Source organism: uncultured Boseongicola sp. (assembly GCF_937988555.1).
Lineage (GTDB): Bacteria > Pseudomonadota > Alphaproteobacteria > Rhodobacterales > Rhodobacteraceae > Boseongicola.
Genome location: NZ_CALJXO010000042.1, coordinates 31,466 through 55,606, shown reverse-complemented (window position 1 = coordinate 55,606; position 24,141 = coordinate 31,466). Strand labels below are relative to the sequence as shown.

Below are 24,141 nucleotides of genomic sequence, written 5' to 3'. Positions count from 1 at the left end.
GCGGATCGCCTTCGAGGCCGCTGGAAAAACCCACGCTCTCCACGCCTTCGCGGCCGACCTCATTCCGGCTTACACCGCCGAGAAAAACGCGCGCGGAGTCCTCGATTTTGACGACCTCATCACCAAGGCCCGTGATCTTCTCGCCGACGAAGGTCTCGCATGGGTCCTTTACCGCCTGGACGGCGGCATCGACCACATTCTCGTCGACGAGGCGCAAGACACGAGCCCCGCTCAATGGCAGGTCATCAAAGCGCTTTCCGCAGAAATCACTGCTGGCGAGGGCGCGCACGCCGACCGGCCCAGGACAATCTTCGTCGTCGGCGATAAAAAGCAGTCAATTTATAGCTTCCAGGGCGCTGACGCTCAGCGCTTCGACACAACTGCCGAAGAGTTCGCCGAGAAGCTTAAGAACGCTGGTCAGCTTGCCCGCGAAGATCTCGTCTATTCCTTCCGCTCTTCCCCCGCGATCCTTCGCGCTGTCGATGCGACATTTCAAACAGCCTCCGACGGGCTTGGCAGCAAAGTTGAACACAAAGCGTTTAATGCAGACTTCCCTGGCCGCGTCGATCTTTGGGATCTCCAGCCCCTTCCAGACAAGCCCGAAGACCTTTCATGGCATGATCCAGTCGACCGTCTCTCGTCTGACTCACCGACCGTTAAGCTTGCGGAGCGTATCGCGATCAAGATCAAGGATCTTACAGAAACAGTCTCTATACAAGATGAAAGTGGCAATATTCGCCCGGCCACAGCGGGTGACGTCCTAATCCTCGTCCAGGGCCGCGGCGCACTTTTTGACAACATAATTTCCGCTTGCAAGCTCGCCAACCTCCCAATCGCCGGAGCTGATCGCCTTAAGGTCAGCGCAGAGCTTGCGGTGCGCGATTTGTTGTCCCTCTTGTCGTTCCTTGCCCTCCCAGAGGACGACCTCGCTCTTGCGACTGCACTGCGTTCGCCCCTTTTCAGCTGGAGCGAGCAAGACCTCTACACCCTCGCCCACCCGCGTAAAGGCTACCTTTGGCAAGCCTTGCGTGAACGCAAAGAAGACCACCCAAACACCCACTCCCGGCTGGATCAGCTACGCAAGGACGCGGACTTTCAACGCCCATTCGAACTTCTCGAACTTATCCTGACCCGGCACGGCGGCCGAAAGGCTCTGATGGCCCGCCTCGGCCCCGAAGCGGAAGACGGCATCAACGAGTTGCTCAATCAGGCGCTTGCCTACGAACAAAAGGGCGTGCCAAGCCTTACTGGCTTTCTCGTCTGCGCCAGCGCAAATGATGTTGAGATAAAGCGTCAATCTGACACCTCCGGAGGCCTCATTCGGGTAATGACTGTCCATGGCGCGAAAGGCCTCGAAGCGCCAATTGTGATCTTGCCGGACACCATGCGGGACGACCGCATTTCCAGGGGCACATTCCTTACCGACTCTTCTGACATGCCAATCTGGAACGTTTCACAAGACCTTGCGCCCGATTCAGTTAGGGTCGCGAAGGACATCCAAAAGGCAGCCGACGCCGAAGAGAGGCAGCGTCTCCTCTACGTTGCAATGACCCGCGCCAAAAGCTGGCTCATTGTCGGCGGCGTCGAAAAAAGCCATGGCGAAGGCGACAACCGCTGGCACCAAACAGTCAAGGACGGTCTCATTGCGGCGGGCGCAAGCCGCACAAAAGACAGCGATGGCTCAGAGATACTTCGCCTCGAACATGGGGTGTGGCCCTTACATAAAATGGCTAAAAGTCCCTATATAGAGACCAACGACACCTTGGTGTCACCGGTTTATCATACCCCCGTGAATACGCCGGCCGCACACGCAAATCCCATTACTCCAAGCGATCTCGGTGGCGCCAAAGTCATTGCCGGTGACAGCGACGAAGCGGATACAGAAGCCGCGATGCAGCGAGGGACGCACATCCACCTCCTGCTCGAAACATTGCCGCAGATTCCGGAAGATAGCTGGAATGCCGCCACCCGCCAACTTCTGCCAGACGTCGCCGATCCTACCGGCCTCCTCGACGAAGCCCGCCAAGCCATGCGGGCTTTCCCCGAAATCTTCGCCGACACGACACTGCCCGAGGTCGACGTGACCGCCCAGCTCCCAACTTTGGATCGCGCCCTCGGCGGCACCATTGATCGTCTCGTCATCACTCCGGATCGCGTTCTCGCTGTCGACTTCAAAACCAATCGAGGCATCCCAAATACGCCAGAAGACACGCCTGAAGGTCTGCTTCGGCAGATGGCCGCCTACCTTGAGGCCCTTGAGCAGATCTATCCAGATCGCCAGATCGACCTTGCGATCCTCTGGACAGCGGCCCCGTTACTTATGGACCTCCCACACGGCATCGTGAGGCAATCCCTTGCACGCGCCACTACATCTTGACCTCGGCCACAAGGCTTCTTAGGTTCGCACCCTTACCTGCTGCCAAGGAGACAGACATGGCTACCATCGCCGTCACAGACGATACATTCGACGCCGAGGTCCGCCAGTCGGACGTCCCGGTTGTTGTAGACTTTTGGGCCGAATGGTGCGGTCCTTGCAAGATGATCGGCCCGGCTCTGGAAGAGCTATCCGAGGAATATGGCGGTAACATCAAAATCGCCAAGGTGAACGTCGATGAAAACCCGAACTCGCCCGCACAGCTTGGCGTTCGCGGCATTCCAGCGCTTTTTCTGTTCAAAAACGGCGAAGTCGTCTCGAACAAAACCGGCGCGGCCCCTAAGGCAGCCTTAAAGAGCTGGATCGACGAGTCAGTCTGAGCCTACGACAAAGCCATCGAACCAGGCCGCCCAGTCAGGCGGCCTTTTTCATGGCTTACCCATCCAAATACTCCAGCAAGGCCCCAAAACCTTGCAGTCCCCGCACCAGGCAATCATATACATTCGAACTCGACAGGCAGGAGGCACCCATGGCCGACGACCAATTCCCCGGCTGGCATGGCACCACGATAATCGGCGTCCGTAAGGGCGGCGAAGTCGTCATCGCGGGTGACGGCCAGGTCAGCCTTGGCCAGACCGTCATCAAGGGAACCGCCAAGAAGGTCCGCAAACTCAGCCCTGGCGGCTACGACATCATCGCCGGATTCGCCGGATCCACTGCCGACGCCTTCACGCTTCTAGAGCGCCTCGAAGTCAAGCTTGAAGCAACACCCGGCCAGCTTCAGCGTGCCGCGGTCGAGCTTGCTAAAGACTGGCGTACAGACAAATACCTCCAGAAACTCGAGGCGATGCTCATCGTCACCGACGGAACTGAGCTTTACGTCGTGACCGGGGCAGGGGACGTGCTTGAACCCGAACACGACGTCACCGCCATCGGTTCCGGCGGGAACTATGCGCTGGCCGCCGGCCGCGCCCTCATGGATAGCGACATGAACGCCGAAACCATCGCCCGCAAAGCCATGGCGATCGCCTCTGACATCTGCGTTTACACCAACGGCAACCTGACCGTGGAAAGCCTGCCCAAATGACCGACCTGACCCCCCGCGAGATCGTCTCCGAGCTCGACCGCTACATCATCGGCCAAAGTGACGCGAAACGCGCTGTCGCCGTCGCCCTGCGCAATCGCTGGCGCCGCAAGCAGCTTGGCGATGATCTTCGCGACGAAGTTTATCCGAAGAATATCCTGATGATCGGCCCCACGGGCGTCGGCAAAACCGAGATCTCCCGCCGCCTTGCCAAGCTCACGAAGGCGCCGTTCCTTAAGGTCGAGGCCACTAAGTTCACCGAAGTTGGTTACGTCGGCCGTGATGTCGAGCAGATTATCCGAGACCTTGTCGAGGCCGCCATCACCATGACCCGTGACCTGATGCGGGATGAAGTTAAGGCAAACGCCCACGAGGCTGCGGAAGCCCGCGTCATCGCCGCCATTGCAGGCGAAAACGCCCGCGAGCAAACGCTCCAGATGTTTCGCGATAAACTCAAACGCGGTGAGCTGGACGACACCATAATCGAGCTTCAGCTCCGCGACCAATCCAATCCATTTCAGGGCATGGAAATCCCCGGCATGCCGCAAGGGCAGGGCGGAGGTATGGATCTCGGCGCCCTTTTCGGCAAAGGCCTCGGCGGCCGGACCGTGAAGAAGCGAATGACTGTATCGCAAAGCTACGAGATCCTTGTCGGCGAGGAGGCTGATAAGCTTCTCGACGACGAAACTGTCACGAAGCAAGCGCTTGAAGCGGTTCAGCAAAACGGGATTGTCTTCCTTGATGAGATCGACAAAGTGACCGCGCGCGCTGAAGCGCGCGGTGCCGATGTTTCCCGAGAAGGCGTCCAGCGCGACCTCTTGCCCCTGATAGAAGGCACAACCGTCAGCACGAAATACGGACCTGTCAAAACCGACCACATCCTCTTCATCGCATCCGGCGCCTTCCATATCGCCAAGCCATCCGACCTTCTCCCTGAACTTCAGGGCCGGCTGCCAATCCGTGTCACCCTGCGCGCGCTCACCGAAGAAGATTTCGTCCGCATCCTCACTGAAACCGACAACGCGCTGACCCTGCAATACACCGCCCTCATGGGCACCGAGGGCGTCACCGTCACGTTCACCGACGATGGCATTGCCGCGCTTGCAAAAATCGCAGCCGACGTAAACCAGTCGATCGAAAACATCGGCGCACGCCGCCTCTACACCGTCCTCGAGCGCGTCTTTGAAGAGCTTAGCTTCAACGCCCCTGATCGCGGTGGTGAAAGCGTCACCGTCGATGCGTCCTTCGTAGACAAGAACCTCGGCGAACTCACCGCTAACGCGGATATAAGCCGCTACGTTCTCTAAATGCCAATCATGTGTTTCAACGGATGGGGCGGCAACCTTCAAGACCGGCTCATCCTCTGCCCGCAAGACGTCGTGCGCTCCCCGGAAACTGGCAAAACTGGCTGACCTACCGCGATGGCACCCACGCCTTAGCGCAGCGCGCCACCTTCTTCCCCGGTTTCGCCGCAGCGCTGCCCAATCACGTTGTCATTTTCTGCCCGGCCGCCCAGGGCGTCCTTTGGGACGAAAACGTCAGAGCCCCTCCCAAGGGGGCCTCGCAACCTTCATCCATATATCGCTTCGCATAATCGCCCAGCGCCAATCGTTCGTGTTCAAGGCATTCTCATCAGGCGGGTAAGGTGATCTGCCGCGGGTCCGATCCGCACACACCCTCCGCCTCCACGACTTTGCGCTCAACGCGTCCGTCGCCATCGCCCGCATGCACGGATTACGCGACCTTGCCGCAAAAAAGCGATACCGCGGAAAGAATGGTGCAGGCCAACCGCCTGATAGGCCTCGCAACCAGCGTCGCCGAGGCAAATGATGCCTTAGTCGTCTGCGGAGATTTCAACGTCGAACAAGATAGCAATGCGCTCGACATTCTCGCCGAGGCTCGCCTGTATGACCTCGTCACCGCGCACGGCTTCAGCGGCACACGCATCGCGGTTTACAAAAAGTCCGGTCGCTTCGCGGACTACCTATTGGTGAGCGAGAAGATAAAAATTGGCGGTTTTAAAGCGTTCTATTCACCTGAAGTCCCCGACCATTGCGCGCTGATCCTTGACGTCTGGTCTCCCCTTCCAATTTCGTGACGCGGCTACGCAAAGCCTTTGGTTTTCCTGATGCGACAATCCGGCCGATAGCCTTCTCAATCCTCTAACCGCAGCGTTGTGTCCTGATATAATGCCCCCGCATATCCTCGTAGTGTTCTTTGTCGCTGCTATCTGGGCCACCGCCTAGGTCGCAATCGAAGGCCTTTTGCGCGATTTGCGCCCGCTTTTGGCCACGGCGCTGTGTTTCTTTTTCGCTGCATTCCCTGCGTTGCTCGTCATTAAGCCGCCCAAAACCCCCCTCCGGAGGTTGGTTCTCTTCGGACCGTTTATGTTCATCGGACACCTCGGTTTCCCCTTCAGTACCGTGTACGCAGGCCTCACGTCCCTCATCCTTTCAGTCCACGCCTTCATCACAATCGCACTTGCGATTCTCTTTCTTGGGGAAAGGCCGTCGGTTTTTCAGCTGATCTGGGCAGGGCTGGCCTAAAGATATGCTGACGGGTGTGGTCTGGGGGTGTTTCGTCACACTTCCTCCGCTTTTGGCGCTGTCTATTGCCGCCTAAGGACCGGTGCCGATGATTGCGTCCTTTTCAAGCATCCAGCCACCGGGGGTCGCAGACCTTGCCTATATCATCTATGTCAGCGCCTGGCTTAGCGTCACCATCGGGAGCTCGCGATTGGCGCAATTCTCCTCCGCAACAGTCATACCCTTCGCGCTTCTGGTCGCCGTTGTCGGCCCTTTTTTATCCACCCTCGTCCTTTGAGGGTCGCTCCGATTCTGGAAATTCCTTGCCGCCGCTCTTTTGGTGACTGGCCTGGCGATCAACGTCCTTGGTCCACCGCTTCGGTCGCTAAGCCGCCCTTCACAGAGCGGCCGCTCGCGCCGCTATCCCCTGAATACCGACGCGACACCGACATCCTGTCCTGTCCAAAATCCTTTTTTCTTAAAGCCAGGCCTCACATTGCGCTGCGGAGGCCGCGCCCAACACACCAGACCTTGCACATTCAACACTTTTCATTCTCCAGAAACAGGCAGAAACACCCAGCATGTCTCTCGCATCTTTCTTGCGCGAAAACCGCCGCCCGTTGTCCGCCGGAGTCCTTCTGACGTTCTCGTCTTCCTACGGCCAAACCTATTTCATCGCTCTCTTCGCAGCTCAGGTCATGGCCGCCTACAACCTCACTGACGGACAATGGGGCGGTATCTACACCGTCTCGACCACAGCTTCGGCCATCGTGATGTTCTGGGCCGGTGCGCTGACCGATAGCTATAGGGTTCGCACGCTGGCATGGGGCGTCATTCCCGGCCTCGCGCTTGTCTGTCTTGCAATGGCCGCCAACTCGACGCTTGTTGGGCTGATCGTCATCATCTTCCTGCTCCGCTTGTTAGGGCAGGGCATGATGAGCCAGTTTGCCTCCGTCTCGATGGCTCGCTGGTTCGCCGGACGTCGCGGCTTAGCACTCTCAATTTCTGCCATGGGATTTGCCGTGGGCCAAGCGGTTCTGCCTGTGATCATCGCCGTCCTCTTTGTGTTTATGGACTGGCGCTGGATATGGGTCATAGCCGCCATTGCTATGCTTGCAACCTTCCCCGTTATCCTTCGTCTTCTGGCCGCTGAGCGCACCCCCCAGTCCCTTGCCGCCGCGGCCACCACGACCGGCATGGATAACCGGCACTGGACCCGTCCGGAGGTCCTGAAGTCCCCCATTTTCTGGCTTATCCTGCCAATGCTTCTCGGCCCCCCGTCATGGGGTACGGCCCTCTTTTTCCAGCAAGTTCATATCGCAAGCGTGAAGGGCTGGCCGCTTCTTGACTATCTCGCATTGATCCCGCTTTTGACCATCGTCTCGATCACCGTGACGCTAACAGCGGGCCAGCTTATTGACCGGGTCGGCTCGGGACGCATTATGCGTGTTTATCTTTTCCCGTGGATGGTCGGCTTCATCCTGCTCGCCTTCGCCAAGACACTCCCCGCGGCCTCCGTGTCATTCGTTTTCTTCGGGATTGGGATGGGCGTTCAGACAACCGTAATCACAACATTCTGGGCAGAATTCTTTGGGACCCGACACATCGGTTCGATCAAGGCCGTTTCTACAAGCATAATGGTGTTTGGCTCAGCCATCGGCCCCGGCATTACGGGCATGCTCATTGATTTCGGCTACTCGTTCCCCGACCAGATGCTCGGGATTGCCGCGTATTTCTTCATAGCGAACATTTTGGTGTGGATCGCCCTGAAGCGCGCGACGAAAGCCCTAGGTGCGGCGTAAATAGACATAATAGGCGCCACCACCGCCATGCCGTTGATGCGCTTCTGATACCTGTAAAACCAACGCGCCCAAGGGCGGACGCGACAGCCAGTCCGGCACCTGATGCCGCAAAACGCCAGCACGCACCGGGATTGGGCCGTCATCATTCGTGACGCGCCCTTTGCCGGTAATGACCAAAACCAAACGGCGGCCGCGTGCATGTGACGTGTGAATAAATGCGTTCAATGCTCCATGCGCCTCAGAAAGCCGCATCCCGTGCAAATCGATCCGCGCCTCGGGTTTGGTCTTTCCGCGCTTCATTCGCCCAAACGTTTTTTGATCCATCCGTAAGGGGGCCGTATCAAGCGACGCACCAACCGAAGGGGCAAGCCTGTGGTTTTGGGATACTGCCGTGCCTGCAGACCCGAGCTCAAAAGGAGAAATCGTCTTTCGCTCCGGCGCTCTCGCCGGTTTCTTCTTTGCCTTCGGCACGATCAAAACAGGCTTCATATCCCGCCCCTCAAGCGGACGCGCGGTCCGCGCAACCCTCTCCCAAAGGTCTTTTTCCTCAGGGTTAAGTCCCCGTGGCGACCGCCGCTTCACGGCTCAATTCCTCGCCAATGCGCGAGCACGCTGAGACGGCAACAAAACAATCATCCGACCAGAATCCCGAATGCGGCCAGCAATTTCGCCCGCCTCATCCCCCGACCCATAAAATATATCCGCCCTCTGCGCCCCTGCAATCGCCGACCCGGTATCTTGCGCGACCATAAGTCGGCGAAGAGGCTCTGCGCCGTCTTTCTCAAGCCATACCGGCGCGCCCAGCGGAACAATATCGGGATCAATCGCAATCGAGCGTCCGGCCGTAATGGGCCGGTTCATCGCCCCAAGCGGGCCTTTGCTATAGTGCAGCCCTTCAATCTCGCGAAAGAAAATATACGAGGGGTTGTGCCAAAGCATTTTCAGCCCCTTATGGGGATTTGCCCGCACCCATCTCTTTATCCGCTGCGCTGACGCCTCATGTTCCTCAAAAATGCCAAGACGAATCATTTCTCGTCCGACAGACCGGTAGGAATGGCCGTTCCTGCCACCAAAGCCAACGCGAACCACGCTTTCGTCCTCAAGACGAATGCGGCCCGAGCCCTGCACCTGAAGGAAAAATTTCTCAACCGGATCGGCCAACCATACAATTTCCAAACCACGCCCGGCCAAAACACCCGAGGTCTCAATCTCTTGCCGTGATAGCCAAGGCGCGCCGCGCGGGATATCGTCAGGAATCCGGTGCAGGGGATATTGATACGCGCCGGTTTGGTTGCGCGATCCCCTCAGCTCAGGCTCATAATACCCTGTAAAAAGCCCGTCTTCATTTCCGCCAATCAGAACCGGCTGAAATGCGGCCTCAAAGAACGCGCGCGCCGAGCCTGTAGCAGCCGCGCCCTTACAGGCAATCGCCCAGTCCGCATCCAGATCACCGCAGGTTTCCAGAAAGACGGAACGCGCGAGAACAAGATCATCGCGCGCCCAGCCGTCTAAATCGGACCACTTTAATGTCTTCGTATCGGCTTGAGCAGTGCCCACCATCAATGCGAGCGCAAGCCCTGCACCAAGTCCACGCATCACTCGCCGGTCGCGACCAAGTGCCAGTTGGGATCTGAGGCGCCCATTTTCCGCGAGAACGTCCAGACATCCCGTTGGCGTTTGATCTCGTTGGGGTTGCCCTCGATGATCTCGCCTTCACGGTTTTTTACAACCGATGAAAGCTCTGCCAGGAACTTGATCGTCACCTCACCCTCGGATGTCTCCCGATCAAATTCCGCCGATTTCAGCGCAATTTCACGAAGACCCACGAAGCTTGCATCAATCGTCAGGCCCTCGGCCTCGCGGCGATCAATTACGTCTTTAAACGTCTCGGCAACCTCGTCGCCCAGAAAGTCGCGCACTTCGGACAAATCACCACGCTCAAATGCCATCAATATCATCTCGTAAGCACCGCGCGCGCCCTCAAGAAAGCTACTGACACCAAAGCCGGGCTCGGCCATTTTCATGGCGGCCAGCGCTTTTGCGCTGCTCGAACCGTCTTCGACGTGATCGGTGATGTCACGGTCGGGACCGCCCTCGATCACGTCAAATTCCGGACGCCCAGAGCGCCGCGATGGGGTTGGCCCGGTCACCGGGGGCTTTTCAAAGCCGTCGCGCGTGCCAAGCACGCTGCGAAGCCGCAAAATAAGGAAAACGGCAATTCCGGCAAGGACAAGAAGTTGGATCAAGGATGAGCTCATTTTTTCTCTCGAAGTGCGAGGACTTGGGTTTCGGCGCGTCAGAGTACATATGTAGGGTGACAGAAGGGCCGCGTCTACCGGCGGCCCTGCGACGAAGGGAAACAAATGCGCCTGTTTTTGCTATTTTTGCTCGTACCGCTCATTGAAATCGCTCTGTTTATCCAGATCGGCGGATTGATCGGACTATTTCCGACCCTCGCGATCGTGATCATTACGGCAGTTTTGGGCACATTTCTGGTCCGCAGCCAGGGGCTTGCGGTCATAAATCAGGTTCGCGGATCTTTCGAAGAACTTAACGATCCAACCGAGCCCCTCGCGCACGGGGCAATGATCCTGTTCTCCGGCGCCCTTCTCCTAACCCCCGGCTTTTTCACAGATGCGGTTGGCTTCGCGCTTCTTGTTCCGGGGATCCGTGGCGGCGTGTATCGAGCCGTTCGCTCGCGGATCAACGTCCAAAGCTTCGAATACGGCGCGCGCACCAGCCCGCCAAAAGAGGCCGGCGTGATTGACGCCGAATACGAAGACCTCGATGCTCCCCGCCCAAAAGGTCCCTCTGGCTGGACGCACCATTGAGGGTCCCTTGACCCTCTGGTAAAGGGGGTCCGATTTGAAAAACCGTCAAACGGAGAATTCCATGGCCGAGAACGAGAACGGCGCTGCGACCACTGCACCGACGCCGCCACAAATGAAAATCCTGGGACAGTACATTCGCGATCTGTCCTTCGAAAACATTCTTTCGCAAAAACCGATTGAGGGCGAAGTTCAGCCCGACATTCAAGTTCAGGTGTCGCTTGATGCCCGCAAGCGCGGCGAAGGCCAGTTCGAAGTAATCTCAAAGTACAACATTACATCGAAGAACAAGAATGGTGCGGAAACGCTTTTCGTTCTCGAAATCGAGTATTCCGGTATCTTCAAGATCGACAACATCCCTGAAGAGCAGCTGCATCCGTTCTTGCTGATCGAATGCCCGCGCATGACGTTCCCGTTCGTACGCCGCATCGTGTCGGACATGACCCGCGACGGTGGCTTTCCGCCCCTGAATCTTGATAATATCGACTTCATCGCTCTGTATCGCCAAACGGTTCTACAAAAGCAGCAGGCGCAGGCCGCTGCGGACGCAGAGACGCCAAAGGTCAGCTAAACCGCGACCAAACTGACTTTTCGCCCATGCCGTCAATAAGTGCGTCGTGGGCGGATTTCTCTGCTTCCGTCAGGCGCGAGGGCAGGGACGCGGGACGCTGGCGCACGCGCTCTGTTACCACCGACGCCGATGAGTTCTCATGAGACTCTGCCGTGGACAGACCAAAGTCCGGCTGCCGCCCTCCGGTCATCTCAAGATAGACTTCCGCAAGAATTTCGCTGTCCAAAAGCGCGCCGTGAAGTGTTCGGGCCGCGTTGTCGATCCCGTACCGACGACAAAGCGCATCAAGCGACGCAGGCGAGCCCGGAAATTTCTTCCGCGCAATAGCCAAAGTGTCGACGGCTTGCTCCCATGGGATTGTCGGCATGCCTAGCCAGCCAAGCTCTGCGTTTAGAAACTTCATGTCGAACGCCGCGTTGTGGATCACCAGCTTCGCGTCCCCGATGAAATCCAAGAAGTCCTGTGCAATTGCCTTGAATACAGGCTTGTCCCTTAGGAAATCGTCGCCCAGTCCATGCACTTGGAATGCATCGTCCGGCATCGATCGCTCTGGGTTGATGTATTGATGGTAGGTGTTTCCCGTCGGGACCTGTCGCATTAGCTCGACAGCGCCTATCTCGACAATCCGGTCGCCGGTTTTTGGATCAAATCCAGTTGTTTCAGTATCAAGAACGATCTCACGCATTTCTCTGCCTGTTTTTGATATCCGACAAAACATCCTGAACAGCCAAGCGCGCTGCCTCAAGAGATGTCGTCTCAATCACAAAGTCCGCTCGCGATCGTTTTTCAGAATCGGGCATTTGCTTCGAGAGAATAAGATCAAGTTTTTCTTCGGTCATCCCAGAACGCTCCAAAACCCGCTTTCGCTGATCGGCCTCCAGGGTCGATACAACAACAATATAATCAACATCCGATACCGCTCCGGTTTCAAAAAGTAGCGGCACATCCACCAAAATAATTCCTGCATCAGCCTTCGCTATAAAGTCAGCACGGTCGGCCGCAACGAGTGGATGCACAATCGCTTCAATTTGGCTCAACGCCTCCGGTTCGGCCGCGATCTTGTCGCACAAAACTGCACGATCCACAGATCCTTCGCGCACAGCATCCGGGAATACCTTGGCAATAAGGCTCACCGCCGCACCGCCCAAACCATACAGCCGATGTACCGCATCATCCGCACTCCAGACCGGAATGCCCTCATCATAAAACATCTGGGATGTCGTTGATTTCCCCATGCCGATCGAGCCCGTCAGCCCAATCACAACCGGGCGGTTCACGACAGCACCGCTTGCCGCGCGGCCTCATCCACATCCGGGCGCACACCAAACCAGCGCTCAAACCCCGGCGCGGCCTGGTGCAACAGCATCCCCAGCCCATCGACGGTCGTACAGCCCTTCTTGCGGGCCTCTGACAAAAGCTTGGTCTCAAGGGGCGTATAAACAAGGTCCGTGACAACCGCATCAGACGACAGCCCGTCCAGCGGGATCCGCATTTCGGGCTTGCCGACCATGCCAAGCGATGACGTATTCACAACCGTTGCGGCCCCCTCAAGCATATTGCCGGCCTGAACCCAATCGCACACTTGGATTTTGACGCCGAACTCCTGCCGCAACGCCTCCGCCCGCGTCTTTGTTCGATTTGATAGGTAAACCTCGGGCACTCCCGCATCGAGCAAGGCTGCCACAACCGCCCGCGCGGCTCCTCCCGCACCAATAACCGCCGCAGGCCCAGACGTCGGATCCCATGCGGGGGCCCCTTGGCGCAGATTTTCGATGAACCCGTACCCGTCAGTATTATCCGCGTGAATTTTCCCGTCTTTGCGGAAAATAAGCGTGTTGGCTGCTCCCATCAAGGCCGCCCGGTCCGTCACCAAGTCGGCAATCGCCAAAACGCGCTCTTTGTGGGGAATTGTCACGTTCAGCCCGACAAAGCCAGCTTTCGGCAGCGCCCGCAGCGTTTCTTCCAGACTATCTGCTGCGATGTCCATCGGTACATAGTAACCGCTCAGCCCGTAACGGTTAAGCCAATAGCTATGCAGCTTCGGCGATTTGGAATGCGCAATCGGTGAGCCAATCACCCCGGCGAGAGGTATTCGTTGATCTGTCATCTGGGTAAGGTGCCGCGCAAATTCAGATAGGACAAGAGCTCAACAAGCGGCAGCCCAAGAACAGTGAAGTAATCGCCCTCTATACGGCTCATCAGCCGCACACCCTCTTCTTCTAGCCTATAGCCCCCCACAGAATGGCGAATGCTTTTCCAATTCCGCGCGACATACTCCTTAAGATACTGATCCGAAGCATCCCGCATCAACAACCGAGCTTGCCCGACATGCCGCCACACAGGCTTATCGCCCTCGTAGACCACGGCGGCCGACAGCAAACTGTGTCGCTTGCCTCGCATCTCCTTGAGAAGACCCAAGGCGGCTTCGGACGTCTTTGATTTCGAGACTACACGCCCCTCAAACTCAAGGACCTGATCACATCCAAGAACCAGGCCGCTGGCCCCCTTGGATGCAATTTTGCGCGCTTTCGCTTCCGCAAGCATATCAGCCACATCCCTAGGCTTCGCGTCTTCCGCCAATAAGGACGCCTTGATCGCGTCTTCATCAACGCGTGCAGCAATCGCTTCAATTTCAAGCCCGGCATTTCGCAAAAGCTTGGCCCGGATTTCTGACGCCGACGCTAGAATCAGATGAGTCATATGTGAATGGCCATGTGGGTAAGCCTGTGCGTGAGTGTGGGTATAGAATTGTGGATTTCATCCCTCGTCGCATTCTACCCACGGCCTTGGCAAGTGCCGGGAAATTCTACCAGATCTTGTTCCCTGTGCAAAACGGCAAGATCCTGGCTGTGATTAGAATGCGTTCACGGATTCTGTCCAAGAGTTATCAACAGAGGCTCGTTCCCGTCTTATCTCTAAGTGTTTGTTAAAAAACTCTAATTTTTTACTTTTCCACGCTTCTTTCTCCCCTCGAAAGATTTATCCGAAGCGGGATAAGTCATAGGACAGTAAAATAATCCACGGTATCCACTGGCCTTACAATCCACATCATCCTTTTCTTTCTTTATACTATATTAATAGAAGAGAGGCCGGGCTAAGAGAAATAATGATCGAGGTACTGCAAAACATTTACCCCTGGGTGAAGGCCCTTCATGTGATTTCAGTGACCGCCTGGATGGCTGGGCTTTTCTATTTACCACGCCTCTTTGTTTATCACGCTGAAGTCGTCGGTCAGGCCGGCGAAACACATATGCTGTTCATGACGATGGAGCGTCGTCTTTTACGAGCCATTATGACCCCGTCAATGATCGCTGCCTGGACATTTGGGCTCCTCATGGTTGCAACGCCAGACCGTGTCGACTGGTCCCAATTCTGGCCTTGGGTCAAAATGCTCGCGGTGCTTGGGATGACCTGGTTCCATATCTGGTGTGCCAAAAGCCGGAAAGCATTCGAAGCGGGGAAAAACGAGACACCGGGCCGCCATTATCGCATTATGAACGAAGTCCCGACGCTGCTTTTGATTATTATTGTTATTATGGTCATTGTGCAGCCTGCCTGAGATCAGTTGACTCAAACGATGGCACGCCCTAAATCATCTTTGTGGCCGTCCTGGTCGCTTTTGCGCTTTCCATACACTTAAATTATCCGCGGGCCCGCTGCCTGTCCGAAAGGTTTCCATGTCCGACCGTTTGAATCTCGCCGATCTCAAAATCCAATCTCCAAAAGAGCTCCTCTCCATAGCAGAAGAGCTTGAGATCGAAAACGCTTCTACGATGCGCAAGGGCGAGATGATGTTCTCGATCCTAAAAGAGCGCGCTGATGAAGAATGGGTGATTGGCGGAGACGGTGTACTTGAGGTCCTTCAGGACGGTTTTGGATTTCTGCGGTCCCCCGAGGCGAACTACCTGCCGGGGCCGGACGATATCTATGTTTCACCCGAAATGATTCGTCAGTTTTCTTTGCGGACTGGCGATACCGTAGAGGGCGTCATCCGGGACCCGAACGACAGCGAACGCTACTTTGCGCTCACTAAGGTCGAAAAGATTAACTTCGAGGATCCCGAGAAGGCCCGTCATAAAGTCAGCTTTGATAACCTGACGCCGCTTTATCCTGATGAGCGCCTTAAGATGGAGATTGAGGATCCAACGATCAAGGACCGCTCCGCGCGGATTATTGACCTGGTCGCCCCGATTGGAAAAGGGCAGCGTTGCCTGATCGTTGCACAACCGCGCACCGGTAAAACTGTCCTTTTGCAGAACATCGCAAGGTCCATCGAGGTTAATTATCCCGAGATTTACCTCATCGTACTTCTGATTGATGAACGTCCTGAAGAAGTCACAGACATGCAGCGCTCGGTGAAGGGCGAAGTCGTTTCCTCCACCTTCGACGAGCCAGCGACCCGCCACGTAGCGGTATCTGAGATGGTCATCGAGAAGGCCAAGCGCCTGGTTGAACACAAGCGCGACGTGGTTATTCTTCTCGACTCGATCACGCGTCTGGGCCGTGCCTTCAACACGGTGGTGCCGTCCTCCGGTAAGGTTTTGACAGGGGGAGTGGACGCCAATGCGCTCCAGCGCCCCAAGCGTTTCTTTGGTGCTGCCCGGAATATCGAAGAAGGCGGCTCACTCACGATCATTGCGACCGCGCTGATCGACACGGGTAGCCGCATGGACGAAGTCATCTTCGAAGAGTTCAAAGGTACCGGCAACTGCGAAATCGTTCTTGATCGCAAAGTCGCAGACAAGCGGGTCTATCCAGCGATGGATATTCTCAAGTCCGGCACCCGGAAAGAGGAGCTTCTCGTTGACAAAGGCGATCTGGCCAAAACATTCGTACTGCGCCGTATCCTCAATCCTATGGGCACCACAGACGCGATCGAATTCCTGATCTCTAAGTTGAAGCAGACGAAAACAAACGCCGACTTCTTCGATTCGATGAACACGTAATTTACTGAAATAAATCAGTGGGTTAAGTGAGATGGATACGATATTTGCCGTCGCTTCTGCGCGGGGGAAATCTGGCGTAGCTGTGATCCGCATCTCGGGACTGGATGCGTTTAACGCTGTGTCGCAGCTTGCCGCTCTGCCAGCGTCGCCCCGCACGGCAGTCCTCCGCACCCTACGTTTCGAAGGCATCGTCTTGGACGAAGCGCTTGTTCTAACTTTCCCCGGCCCCCACAGCTTCACGGGAGAAGACATAGCCGAACTGCACCTCCATGGCGCCACAGCGACGATCAACGCCGTTCTACGGGCGCTTTCGAAGCTCTCCGGGCTACGGCATGCGGTGGCTGGCGAGTTCACACGGCGCGCCCTCGAAAACGAACGCCTCGATATTGCCCAAGTCGAGGGCCTGTCGGATCTCATTGAAGCCGAAACCGAAGCGCAAAGACGCCAGGCTCTCCGTGTCCTCTCCGGCGCTTTGGGGGAGAAGGTTGAAGGGTGGCGATCTCAACTTATTCGCGCGGCCGCTTTGATCGAGGCGACGATTGATTTCGCCGACGAAGACGTACCGGTTGATGTTACGCCAGAGGTTGTGGCTTTGTTGAGTGCAGTTTGGGCGGAGCTGAACAAGGAGATCGCAGGCGTTGCTGTAGCCGAGCGTATCCGGGACGGTTTCGAAGTTGCGATCGTGGGGCCCCCAAATGTTGGAAAGTCATCGCTGTTGAACGCTTTGGCGGGCAGAGATGCGGCTATCACCTCCGACATTGCCGGAACCACACGCGATGTGATCGAAGTCCACATGGATCTCAAGGGCCTGCCAGTCACGTTCCTCGACACAGCGGGCCTGAGAGTCACCGAGGACGTTGTAGAATCGCTTGGGATTGAGCGCGCACGCGCTCGCGCAAAGTCGGCCGACTTACGCATCATCTTGTTATCACGCTTCGATGAACCACCATCTATGGATCCTTTCGGCGATGATATTGTTCTTGTTACAAAGGCTGACGTGAACGACGCCGGGCATGTATCAGCCGTGAGCGGGGTTGGGGTGGATGCCTTACTATCTCGCGTCGCGGGCGTTTTTCAGACACGGGCGTCTGAGTCCGGAATAGCAATTCGGGACCGCCACCGCATCGCTATGCAGGTCGCGGCAGACGCTCTCGACCATGCGAGGGCGCATCTGGCATCTTCTCCGGAGCTCGCAGAGTTCATCGCGGAAGATCTGCGATCTGCTGTGCGCGCACTTGACGCTCTTGTCGGACGTGTGGATGTAGAGCATATCCTAGACGAGATCTTTTCGAGTTTTTGTATCGGCAAATAGGGATGTTTCACGTGAAACATTGGGACACAGACGTAATCGTTGTTGGCGGCGGGCACGCTGGGGCTGACGCCGCGCATGCGGCGGCACGCCGCGGCGCCCGCGTTGTCCTTGTGACGCTCAAGCGCGATGGTATTGGCGTCATGTCGTGCAACCCGGCAATTGGTGGGCTTGGAAAAGGCCATCTCGTGCGCGAGATAGACGCCCTTGACGGTGTTATGGCGCGTGTTGCGGATAAGGCGGGTATCCAATTCCGCCTGCTAAACCGTCGCAAGGGCCCGGCTGTTCAAGGGCCCCGGGCGCAGGCTGACCGCGCGATCTACCGATACGAAATGCTGGCGGAAATGACAGCACACCCACTCCTATCTATCGTTGAAGGGGAGGTTACGGATTTCGCAATGTCTGGGCCAACAGTGGCCGGCGTCGTGCTTGCCGATGGTTCCATAATCTCAGCACCGTCAACCGTTTTGACCACGGGGACCTTTTTGCGCGGCGTCATCCATATAGGCAACGAGTCCAGGCCGGGCGGTCGCATCGGTGACAAGCCATCGGTGCGTCTGGCAGAGCGCATCGACAGCTTCAAGCTTCCGCTTGGCCGCCTGAAGACCGGAACGCCTCCACGCTTAAGGTCTAAAAGCATAAACTGGGACATCCTCGAATCTCAGCCTGGCGACGAAGATCCTGTGCTCTTTTCGTTTCTTTCAAGCACGCCTAGCGCTCGGCAGGTGTCATGTGGAATTGCGCATACAAATGAGAAAACGCATTCAATAATTCGCGAAAACCTCAGCAAATCCGCGATGTACGGCGGTCAAATTGATGGGGTTGGTCCGCGCTATTGCCCGTCCATCGAAGACAAGGTTGTCCGTTTCGCGCAGAAGAGTTCGCACCAAATCTTTCTTGAGCCGGAAGGCCTCACAAGCGACCTTATCTATCCAAACGGTATTTCAACGTCGCTTCCCGAGGACGTTCAGAACGCCTATGTCCGCTCGATCTGTGGACTTGAGGCGGCTGAGATCGCTCAGCCTGGCTACGCGATTGAATATGACTACGTCGACCCAAGAACGCTAGATGCCACACTGGGGCTGAAGGATATCAAGGGCCTCTACCTTGCCGGGCAAATCAATGGGACCACCGGGTATGAGGAGGCCGCAGCGCAAGGGCTCGTCGCCGGCCTGAACGCGGCAGGGCATGCTCTGGGCCTCGAGCCAGTCATTTTCGGTCGAGACACATCCTATATTGGCGTTATGATTGACGACCTTATCACGCGCGGCGTTACCGAACCCTATCGTATGTTCACGTCACGCGCCGAATATCGTCTTTCTCTTCGCGCAGACAACGCGGATCAGCGCCTTACGCCCATTGGAGCCGCCCTGGGCTGCGTTGGGGAGGCGCGAAAGCGCGTTTTTGATGCTAAAATGGACCGACTGGCGTCTGGCAGGTCAACCCTGGACGCCATTTCAATAACGGCATCGGAGGCCGCAAAGTCTGGAATTCGTATTGCGGAAGACGGTGCGCGTCGCTCGGGCTTGGATTTGCTGGCATTCGCGGACGTTGGCTTTGCTGACATAGCAAAGCTACGACCCGAGGTGGCCGATATCGGTCCGGACATACAGGAACAAATCAAAAGAGACGCGCTCTACGCAAACTATATCGAACGACAAAAGCGCGATGTGGTCGCATTGAAGAAGGACGAGGCGCACCAAATTCCTCTGGATTTCGACTTTGAGAACCTTTCTGGGCTCTCAAACGAACTGCGGGAAAAGCTAATTGCTGTCCGCCCGGGCACCCTTGGTCAAGCGGGCCGGGTGGAAGGAGTCACTCCAGCCGCGTTGACGCTTATCCTCGCGAAGCTACGCCAAAACCAAAGGCGGACCGCATGAGCGACCCGCGCGCCGGCTTCGCTGATCAGTTCAATGTTTCACGTGAAACAATCGAGAAGCTGGAAATTTACGCGAGTTTGCTGCGCAAGTGGAATAAAACGATCAACCTTGTGTCCCCCGGTACGCTCGACACGCTTTGGGTCAGGCACTTCGCGGATTCCGCCCAGCTTCTTTCGCTTGCACCACAAAATATGAAGAAATGGGCGGATCTAGGCAGCGGCGCGGGGTTCCCCGGTGCAGTTATCGCGGTGTTAACTGAAAGTTCGCATCCTGACCTCACAGTAACGCTCATAGAATCGGATCAACGCAAAGCCACGTTTCTCCGCGCTGTCGCCCGCGAGACTCAGACATCTTTCACGGTGCTGGCGGAGCGCTGCGAGAGCGTCGCACGGCTAGAGGCAGACGTGATCTCAGCGCGCGCGCTGGCGCCTCTTGATGTGCTTTTGGGATACGTAAGCCGCCACATCGCCCGGACCGGCACGGCGCTTCTGTCAAAGGGAGCAAGCGCAGCGTCCGAGGTTGAACTGGCGGGGAAAACATGGTCCTTCACCTGCGAAAGCATTCCAAGCATGACGGACACAGACGCCGCCATTCTCAAAATCGGAGAGATTAAGCTTGCCTGATCCAACACGTCCTGTCGGCCCTCGTATTATCTCAATCGTGAACCAGAAGGGCGGGGTCGGGAAAACAACGACAGCGATCAATCTGGGCGCAGCCTTGGCAGACGAGGGCTTTAACGTTTTGCTGGTGGACCTTGATCCTCAAGGGAATGCGTCTACTGGTCTTGGCATCGATGCAACCGACAGAGAGGTCACAACCTACGACCTCCTGCTTGAAGACGCTGATCTCCGGGATGTTATCCGGCCAACAAACGTTGCTGGTCTGGTAATCGCGCCAGCAACAACGGACCTTAGCTCCGCAGACATCCAAATGATGTCGATAGAGAAGCGCAGCTTCTTGCTCCACGATGCCCTAAGGCAACCCGCAATCGACGCATTCATGCTCGATTTCGTCCTGATCGACTGCCCGCCGTCGCTCAGCCTGTTGACGGTTAATGCGATGGTCGCCTCCCACTCTGTTCTTATCCCGCTACAAAGCGAGTTTTTTGCGCTGGAAGGGCTGTCCCAGCTGATGCTGACCGTTCGTGAGGTGCGTCAGACTGCCAATCCCGATCTGCGCATCGAGGGCGTTCTCCTGACGATGTATGATCGCCGCAACAACCTTAGCCAGCAGGTTGAAGCAGACGCGCGGAAAACCCTGGGTGAGCTGGTCTTTAAGACAGTTGTGCCCAGAAACGTCCGTGTGTCTGAGGCGCCTTCCTTCGCGATGCCTGTGATTTCTTACGATCCTGGCTCAAAAGGGAGCCAAGCCTATCGCGCTTTGGCACAAGAACTGGTAGAGAAGCTGGAACAAACCGCATCATAGGGTAACGAAATGGCGCAAGCGAAGCAGGAACGCAGGGGATTGGGTCGCGGTTTGTCCGCGCTTATGGCGGATATCGATACGTCTCCGCCGCAGGCCGCAAAAGACACGCCGCGCAGGGCCGAAAACTTTATTGCTGTCGATCGGATCAGCCCAAACCCTAATCAGCCGCGCCGCACTTTCAGCGAAGCTGCTCTTGGCGAGCTCACGGCGTCCGTTCGCGAAAAAGGTGTCATCCAGCCTCTTATTCTGCGTCGGAACCCCGCCGACCCCGAGCGTTTTGAGATCGTCGCAGGGGAGCGCCGCTGGCGCGCAGCGCAGCGCGCGCAGCTGCACGAAGTTCCGGCCATCGTTCGCGAGCTTGATGATATCGAGGTACTCGAGCTTGCAATCATCGAAAACATCCAGCGGGCCGACCTGAATGCAATAGAAGAGGCTGCCGGGTATCGGCAGCTAATGGATCGCTTTGGTCATACCCAAGAAAAGCTGGCCGAGGCGCTGGGGAAAAGTCGCAGCCACATCGCAAACCTTATGCGCCTTTTGACGCTCCCAGAAACAGTAATGGAATACGTCCGCTCAGGCGACCTAAGCGCTGGTCACGCCCGCGCCCTTGTTACCGCCGAAGATCCAACTAAACTCGCCGCTCAGATTATTCGCCAGGGCCTGTCTGTCCGCCAGACTGAAGCGCTCGCAAAGAAGACCGACTCGCCGAAGCCTCCGAAAACCAACGTGTCTCCAGTCAAAGACACGGACACACGCGCCCTGGAAAACGACCTCGCGGCTGCGCTTGGCATGAAGGTGGTAATTGCACATCCGCCTGGCGCTGAGGGTGGTGTGCTTACGGTCAAATACAAAGATCTCGATCAGCTGGACGAGCTCTGCCGCCGGCTATCTGTGACGACGGGTGCTGGAAAAGTTTAAGCTAAAAGCTCCCGAAGGACGGCATTCAGCAGCGGTCGCCCTGCCTCGGTTAGGCGCATGCGGCCGCCTGCAGTGTCGATCAGCGCGTTGTCAGTTAACTTATTGATATAATTTATTTTATCTGAGATTACTTGATCCGACGGAAGCGGGATGCCACGGGCCAGCCGCAGCCCCATCATCACCTTTTCCTCGGTCACCGCCTCGCTTGTCAGGGCGGTCCGCTCTTCTTGACCGACACCGTCACGCACTGCTTTTAACCACGCGCCGGGAGCCCTCGGCGCTTCGGTCGCATACCGCGCCCCACTCAGCGTCAAACGGCCATGTGCGCCTGGGCCAATACCGGCCCAGTCGCCGTTCTCCCAGTAAATCAAATTGTGCCGAGATTCTGCACCCGGCACCGCGTGGTTAGACGTCTCGTATCCGACAAGGCCAGCCGCGCGCGTCATATCCTGCGTCAAAGCATACATATCTGCGGCCACGTCTTCATCGGGTAGTCCACGCAGCCCACCGCGCGCAAACCGCTCAGCAAATACCGTCCCTGGCTCGACTGTCAGTTGATACAAAGACAGATGGTCCGCTGCAAATGTCAGCGCCTCTCCCAACTCTTCGCGCCAATCTCTCAGGCTTTGCCCCTGTCGTGCATAAATCAAGTCAAAGGAAACCCGATCAAACGTCTCCTGCGCAATCTCAAAGGCACGCCGTCCCTCAGCAGCTGAATGCAACCGCCCTAAGGCTTTCAAATCAGGATCATTCAGCGCCTGAAGGCCCACCGAAACACGGTTCACCCCCGCATCGCGAAACGCGCGAAACTTACCCGCCTCGACAGACGTCGGGTTAGCCTCAAGCGTAATCTCCATATTGTTCGAGGGCTTCCAAACCGATCTGGCCTCTCTCACAATAGCATCAACCGTCTCGGGTGCCATCAAGCTTGGCGTTCCTCCCCCGAAGAATACGCTCTCCAAGACCCGGCCTTCAGTCTCCGCCCCAAGGCGCTTAATCTCGCTTAAATAGGCACTAACCCAAGCAGAATGGTCGATTTTCAGGGAAACATGGCTGTTGAAGTCGCAATAGGGACACTTCGCTTGACAGAACGGCCAATGGACATAAAGCCCAAAACCGGGCCGGTCATCCATCTCCAAAAACAGCCTTCAGCTTGCCAAAAGCATCGCCACGGTGGCTGATCTTGTTCTTTTCGTAGCGGCCCATCTCTCCAAAGGTGATGTCGTACCCACTTGGTTGAAAGATCGGATCATACCCATGGCCTTGGTTCCCGCGCATCGGCCAGACAATCTCGCCTTCCATCCGTCCCTCAAAAACTTCGTCATGCCCGTCTGGCCATGCCAACACAAACGTACAGCAAAAACGTGCTGTCCGCGGCATTGGCGCAGCTATTGCCTCAAGCGCCAGATGGCTACGGGTCATTGCCATCACAAAATCACGCCCGTTTGGTGTTTCCGCCCAATCGGCGGTGTAAACGCCTGGCGCGCCGTCCAGAGCGTCAATTTCGATCCCGGAGTCATCTGCCAGCGCAGGTAGTCCGGTTGCTGACGCCGCTGCATGGGCTTTAAGCCGCGCATTCTCAATGAAAGTCGTGCCGGTCTCCTCGGGTTCGGGCAGGCCCTTCTCGGCTGCCCCAATAACCGAAATCCCAAACTCAGAAATAAGATCGGCTATTTCTTCCAGTTTTCCGGCATTATGCGTCGCCACCAAAAGCGTATTGCCGTCAAACCGCCGCATCAGCCTGTCGCGCCTGACTGTGCCAACACCAGCTCATCACGCCCAACTTCAGCCAGATCCAGAAGTGTAGACATCTCGTCACGCGAAAATGCAGATCCTTCAGCGGACATTTGGATCTCGATCAGCTTGCCCCGACCTGTCATCACAAAGTTGCCATCGACGCCCGCCTCGCTGTCCTCGGGATAATCAAGATCGAGAACCGGCTGTCCTGCGTAAACACCACAAGAAACCGCGGCCACGTGATCGATAATCGGATCGCTCGTTATCATCCCGGCCTTAAGCAGCTTATTCACCGCAAGCCGTAGAGCAACCCAGCCCCCAGTGATGGACGCGCACCTCGTTCCGCCATCAGCTTGAATCACATCGCAATCGATCATGATTTGACGCTCACCAAGGGCAGGGCGGTCAATGCAAGCGCGAAGCGAACGACCAATAAGCCGTTGAATTTCTTGGGTTCTTCCGCCTTGACCCTTTTTGGCTTCACGGTTCATGCGCGTATGGGTTGCACGTGGCAGCATGCCGTATTCCGCCGTCACCCATCCAAGCCCGGTGTTCTTCATCCAGTGCGGCACGCGCTCGTCGATGGTCGCTGTGCACAAAACATGGGTATCCCCACAGCGGATCATACATGATCCTTCGGCATGTCGCGTCACGCCTGTTTCAATTGAAACGGGCCGCATTTCATTGATCGCTCGACCTGACGGGCGCATAGGATATCCTTCCAGAAGTTGATGGAGGTTGA

25 protein-coding genes are annotated in these 24,141 nt (G+C 56.8%); 15 read left to right on the top strand and 10 right to left on the bottom strand.

Annotation, left to right across the window (positions count from 1 at the left end; translation table 11 throughout):
* The 6 genes from addA to Q1B15_RS02600 all read left to right on the top strand — a co-directional run.
* On the top strand, positions 1–2,377 hold a 2,377-nt coding region (gene addA / locus Q1B15_RS02625; RefSeq protein ID WP_299749725.1), incomplete at its 5' end, for a double-strand break repair helicase AddA.
* 56 nt (positions 2,378–2,433) lie between these two features.
* Positions 2,434–2,754, top strand: a complete 321-nt coding sequence (gene trxA, locus Q1B15_RS02620) for a thioredoxin (protein WP_299749722.1) — start codon at positions 2,434–2,436, stop codon at positions 2,752–2,754.
* A 149-nt stretch (positions 2,755–2,903) separates the two neighbouring features.
* Positions 2,904–3,461 (top strand): ATP-dependent protease subunit HslV, encoded by a 558-nt coding sequence (gene hslV, locus Q1B15_RS02615; protein ID WP_299749719.1) that lies wholly within the window; start codon positions 2,904–2,906, stop codon positions 3,459–3,461.
* Entirely contained in the window at positions 3,458–4,765 is a 1,308-nt protein-coding gene (gene hslU / locus Q1B15_RS02610; protein ID WP_299749716.1) for an ATP-dependent protease ATPase subunit HslU, read from the top strand. The genes hslV and hslU overlap by 4 nt, the downstream gene beginning before the upstream one ends.
* A 437-nt stretch (positions 4,766–5,202) precedes the next feature.
* Positions 5,203–5,556 carry an endonuclease/exonuclease/phosphatase family protein gene (locus Q1B15_RS02605; RefSeq protein ID WP_299749713.1) on the top strand — a complete coding sequence of 118 codons (354 nt, stop codon included), beginning with the start codon at positions 5,203–5,205 and terminating at the stop codon, positions 5,554–5,556.
* A gap of 1,008 nt (positions 5,557–6,564) precedes the next feature.
* Complete coding sequence (locus Q1B15_RS02600) at positions 6,565–7,785, top strand: MFS transporter (protein WP_299749710.1); 1,221 nt, start codon at positions 6,565–6,567, stop codon at positions 7,783–7,785.
* Here the strand turns inward: Q1B15_RS02600 and Q1B15_RS02595 are convergent.
* From Q1B15_RS02595 to Q1B15_RS02585, 3 genes are read right to left on the bottom strand one after another with little or no spacing between them, the layout of a single operon-like run.
* Complete coding sequence (locus tag Q1B15_RS02595; RefSeq protein WP_299749707.1) at positions 7,771–8,367, bottom strand: Smr/MutS family protein; 597 nt, start codon at positions 8,365–8,367, stop codon at positions 7,771–7,773. The two genes, Q1B15_RS02600 and Q1B15_RS02595, sit on opposite strands and share 15 nt — an antisense overlap.
* A gap of 3 nt (positions 8,368–8,370) precedes the next feature.
* Entirely contained in the window at positions 8,371–9,381 is a 1,011-nt protein-coding gene (locus Q1B15_RS02590; protein ID WP_299749704.1) for an MltA domain-containing protein, read from the bottom strand.
* Positions 9,381–10,043, bottom strand: coding sequence for a Tim44/TimA family putative adaptor protein (locus Q1B15_RS02585; protein WP_299749702.1), 663 nt, complete (start codon positions 10,041–10,043; stop codon positions 9,381–9,383). The genes Q1B15_RS02590 and Q1B15_RS02585 overlap by 1 nt, the downstream gene beginning before the upstream one ends.
* Before the next feature lie 105 nt (positions 10,044–10,148).
* On the opposite strand from Q1B15_RS02585, the gene Q1B15_RS02580 reads away from it, so the two are divergent.
* Together Q1B15_RS02580 and secB are read left to right on the top strand one after the other, a co-directional pair.
* Complete coding sequence (locus tag Q1B15_RS02580) at positions 10,149–10,616, top strand: FxsA family protein (protein WP_299749699.1); 468 nt, start codon at positions 10,149–10,151, stop codon at positions 10,614–10,616.
* Positions 10,617–10,677: 61 nt separating this feature from the next.
* Positions 10,678–11,184 carry a protein-export chaperone SecB gene (gene secB / locus Q1B15_RS02575; protein WP_299749696.1) on the top strand — a complete coding sequence of 169 codons (507 nt, stop codon included), beginning with the start codon at positions 10,678–10,680 and terminating at the stop codon, positions 11,182–11,184.
* Here the strand turns inward: secB and dnaQ are convergent.
* Genes dnaQ through Q1B15_RS02555 form a run of 4 tightly spaced genes read right to left on the bottom strand, consistent with a single transcriptional unit; the run spans position 11,177 to position 13,884 of the window.
* Positions 11,177–11,869 carry a DNA polymerase III subunit epsilon gene (gene dnaQ, locus Q1B15_RS02570; protein WP_299749693.1) on the bottom strand — a complete coding sequence of 231 codons (693 nt, stop codon included), beginning with the start codon at positions 11,867–11,869 and terminating at the stop codon, positions 11,177–11,179. The genes secB and dnaQ overlap by 8 nt on opposite strands.
* Positions 11,862–12,461, bottom strand: a complete 600-nt coding sequence (coaE, locus tag Q1B15_RS02565; protein ID WP_299749690.1) for a dephospho-CoA kinase — start codon at positions 12,459–12,461, stop codon at positions 11,862–11,864. The genes dnaQ and coaE overlap by 8 nt, the downstream gene beginning before the upstream one ends.
* Positions 12,458–13,291, bottom strand: a complete 834-nt coding sequence (locus Q1B15_RS02560) for a shikimate dehydrogenase (RefSeq protein WP_299749687.1) — start codon at positions 13,289–13,291, stop codon at positions 12,458–12,460. Before Q1B15_RS02560 ends, coaE begins: the two co-directional genes overlap by 4 nt.
* Complete coding sequence (locus Q1B15_RS02555; RefSeq protein ID WP_299749684.1) at positions 13,288–13,884, bottom strand: Maf family nucleotide pyrophosphatase; 597 nt, start codon at positions 13,882–13,884, stop codon at positions 13,288–13,290. The genes Q1B15_RS02560 and Q1B15_RS02555 overlap by 4 nt, the downstream gene beginning before the upstream one ends.
* A 406-nt stretch (positions 13,885–14,290) precedes the next feature.
* On the opposite strand from Q1B15_RS02555, the gene hemJ reads away from it, so the two are divergent.
* From hemJ to Q1B15_RS02520, 7 genes are all read left to right on the top strand, one after another.
* Complete coding sequence (hemJ, locus tag Q1B15_RS02550) at positions 14,291–14,743, top strand: protoporphyrinogen oxidase HemJ (RefSeq protein WP_299749681.1); 453 nt, start codon at positions 14,291–14,293, stop codon at positions 14,741–14,743.
* Between the two features lie 118 nt (positions 14,744–14,861).
* The gene (gene rho / locus Q1B15_RS02545; RefSeq protein ID WP_299749678.1) at positions 14,862–16,130 is read left to right on the top strand and encodes a transcription termination factor Rho; all 1,269 of its coding nucleotides are present in this window, start codon (positions 14,862–14,864) and stop codon (positions 16,128–16,130) included.
* A 31-nt stretch (positions 16,131–16,161) separates the two neighbouring features.
* Complete coding sequence (gene mnmE, locus Q1B15_RS02540; RefSeq protein ID WP_299749675.1) at positions 16,162–17,442, top strand: tRNA uridine-5-carboxymethylaminomethyl(34) synthesis GTPase MnmE; 1,281 nt, start codon at positions 16,162–16,164, stop codon at positions 17,440–17,442.
* A 2-nt stretch (positions 17,443–17,444) separates the two neighbouring features.
* The gene (mnmG, locus tag Q1B15_RS02535) at positions 17,445–19,319 is read left to right on the top strand and encodes a tRNA uridine-5-carboxymethylaminomethyl(34) synthesis enzyme MnmG (protein WP_299749672.1); all 1,875 of its coding nucleotides are present in this window, start codon (positions 17,445–17,447) and stop codon (positions 19,317–19,319) included.
* Positions 19,316–19,942 carry a 16S rRNA (guanine(527)-N(7))-methyltransferase RsmG gene (gene rsmG / locus Q1B15_RS02530; RefSeq protein WP_299749669.1) on the top strand — a complete coding sequence of 209 codons (627 nt, stop codon included), beginning with the start codon at positions 19,316–19,318 and terminating at the stop codon, positions 19,940–19,942. Before mnmG ends, rsmG begins: the two co-directional genes overlap by 4 nt.
* Complete coding sequence (locus tag Q1B15_RS02525; protein ID WP_299749666.1) at positions 19,935–20,744, top strand: ParA family protein; 810 nt, start codon at positions 19,935–19,937, stop codon at positions 20,742–20,744. Before rsmG ends, Q1B15_RS02525 begins: the two co-directional genes overlap by 8 nt.
* Before the next feature lie 9 nt (positions 20,745–20,753).
* Positions 20,754–21,662: a ParB/RepB/Spo0J family partition protein gene (locus Q1B15_RS02520; RefSeq protein ID WP_299749663.1), complete on the top strand. Its 909-nt coding sequence runs from the start codon at positions 20,754–20,756 to the stop codon at positions 21,660–21,662.
* On the opposite strand, the gene hemW is transcribed toward Q1B15_RS02520, so the two are convergent.
* The 3 genes from hemW to rph are packed head-to-tail and all read right to left on the bottom strand — an operon-like array spanning position 21,659 to position 24,109.
* Positions 21,659–22,795, bottom strand: coding sequence for a radical SAM family heme chaperone HemW (gene hemW, locus Q1B15_RS02515; protein WP_299749660.1), 1,137 nt, complete (start codon positions 22,793–22,795; stop codon positions 21,659–21,661). The two genes, Q1B15_RS02520 and hemW, sit on opposite strands and share 4 nt — an antisense overlap.
* Positions 22,788–23,399 (bottom strand): RdgB/HAM1 family non-canonical purine NTP pyrophosphatase, encoded by a 612-nt coding sequence (rdgB, locus tag Q1B15_RS02510; RefSeq protein WP_299749657.1) that lies wholly within the window; start codon positions 23,397–23,399, stop codon positions 22,788–22,790. The genes hemW and rdgB overlap by 8 nt, the downstream gene beginning before the upstream one ends.
* On the bottom strand, positions 23,399–24,109 hold the full coding sequence (gene rph / locus Q1B15_RS02505; protein WP_299749654.1) for a ribonuclease PH: 711 nt from the start codon (positions 24,107–24,109) through the stop codon (positions 23,399–23,401). The genes rdgB and rph overlap by 1 nt, the downstream gene beginning before the upstream one ends.
* Between the last annotated feature and the right edge of the window lie 32 nt (positions 24,110–24,141).

Coding starts and splice junctions, on each gene's coding strand:
- trxA (WP_299749722.1), top strand. CDS start 2,434: ATGGCTACCATCGCCGTCACAGACGATACATTCGACGCCGAGGTCCGC.
- hslV (WP_299749719.1), top strand. CDS start 2,904: ATGGCCGACGACCAATTCCCCGGCTGGCATGGCACCACGATAATCGGC.
- hslU (WP_299749716.1), top strand. CDS start 3,458: ATGACCGACCTGACCCCCCGCGAGATCGTCTCCGAGCTCGACCGCTAC.
- Q1B15_RS02600 (WP_299749710.1), top strand. CDS start 6,565: ATGTCTCTCGCATCTTTCTTGCGCGAAAACCGCCGCCCGTTGTCCGCC.
- Q1B15_RS02590 (WP_299749704.1), bottom strand. CDS start 9,381: ATGCGTGGACTTGGTGCAGGGCTTGCGCTCGCATTGATGGTGGGCACT.
- Q1B15_RS02585 (WP_299749702.1), bottom strand. CDS start 10,043: ATGAGCTCATCCTTGATCCAACTTCTTGTCCTTGCCGGAATTGCCGTT.
- Q1B15_RS02580 (WP_299749699.1), top strand. CDS start 10,149: ATGCGCCTGTTTTTGCTATTTTTGCTCGTACCGCTCATTGAAATCGCT.
- secB (WP_299749696.1), top strand. CDS start 10,678: ATGGCCGAGAACGAGAACGGCGCTGCGACCACTGCACCGACGCCGCCA.
- dnaQ (WP_299749693.1), bottom strand. CDS start 11,869: ATGCGTGAGATCGTTCTTGATACTGAAACAACTGGATTTGATCCAAAA.
- Q1B15_RS02560 (WP_299749687.1), bottom strand. CDS start 13,291: ATGACAGATCAACGAATACCTCTCGCCGGGGTGATTGGCTCACCGATT.
- Q1B15_RS02555 (WP_299749684.1), bottom strand. CDS start 13,884: ATGACTCATCTGATTCTAGCGTCGGCGTCAGAAATCCGGGCCAAGCTT.
- hemJ (WP_299749681.1), top strand. CDS start 14,291: ATGATCGAGGTACTGCAAAACATTTACCCCTGGGTGAAGGCCCTTCAT.
- rho (WP_299749678.1), top strand. CDS start 14,862: ATGTCCGACCGTTTGAATCTCGCCGATCTCAAAATCCAATCTCCAAAA.
- mnmE (WP_299749675.1), top strand. CDS start 16,162: ATGGATACGATATTTGCCGTCGCTTCTGCGCGGGGGAAATCTGGCGTA.
- mnmG (WP_299749672.1), top strand. CDS start 17,445: ATGTTTCACGTGAAACATTGGGACACAGACGTAATCGTTGTTGGCGGC.
- rsmG (WP_299749669.1), top strand. CDS start 19,316: ATGAGCGACCCGCGCGCCGGCTTCGCTGATCAGTTCAATGTTTCACGT.
- Q1B15_RS02520 (WP_299749663.1), top strand. CDS start 20,754: ATGGCGCAAGCGAAGCAGGAACGCAGGGGATTGGGTCGCGGTTTGTCC.
- hemW (WP_299749660.1), bottom strand. CDS start 22,795: ATGGATGACCGGCCCGGTTTTGGGCTTTATGTCCATTGGCCGTTCTGT.
- rdgB (WP_299749657.1), bottom strand. CDS start 23,399: ATGCGGCGGTTTGACGGCAATACGCTTTTGGTGGCGACGCATAATGCC.
- rph (WP_299749654.1), bottom strand. CDS start 24,109: ATGCGCCCGTCAGGTCGAGCGATCAATGAAATGCGGCCCGTTTCAATT.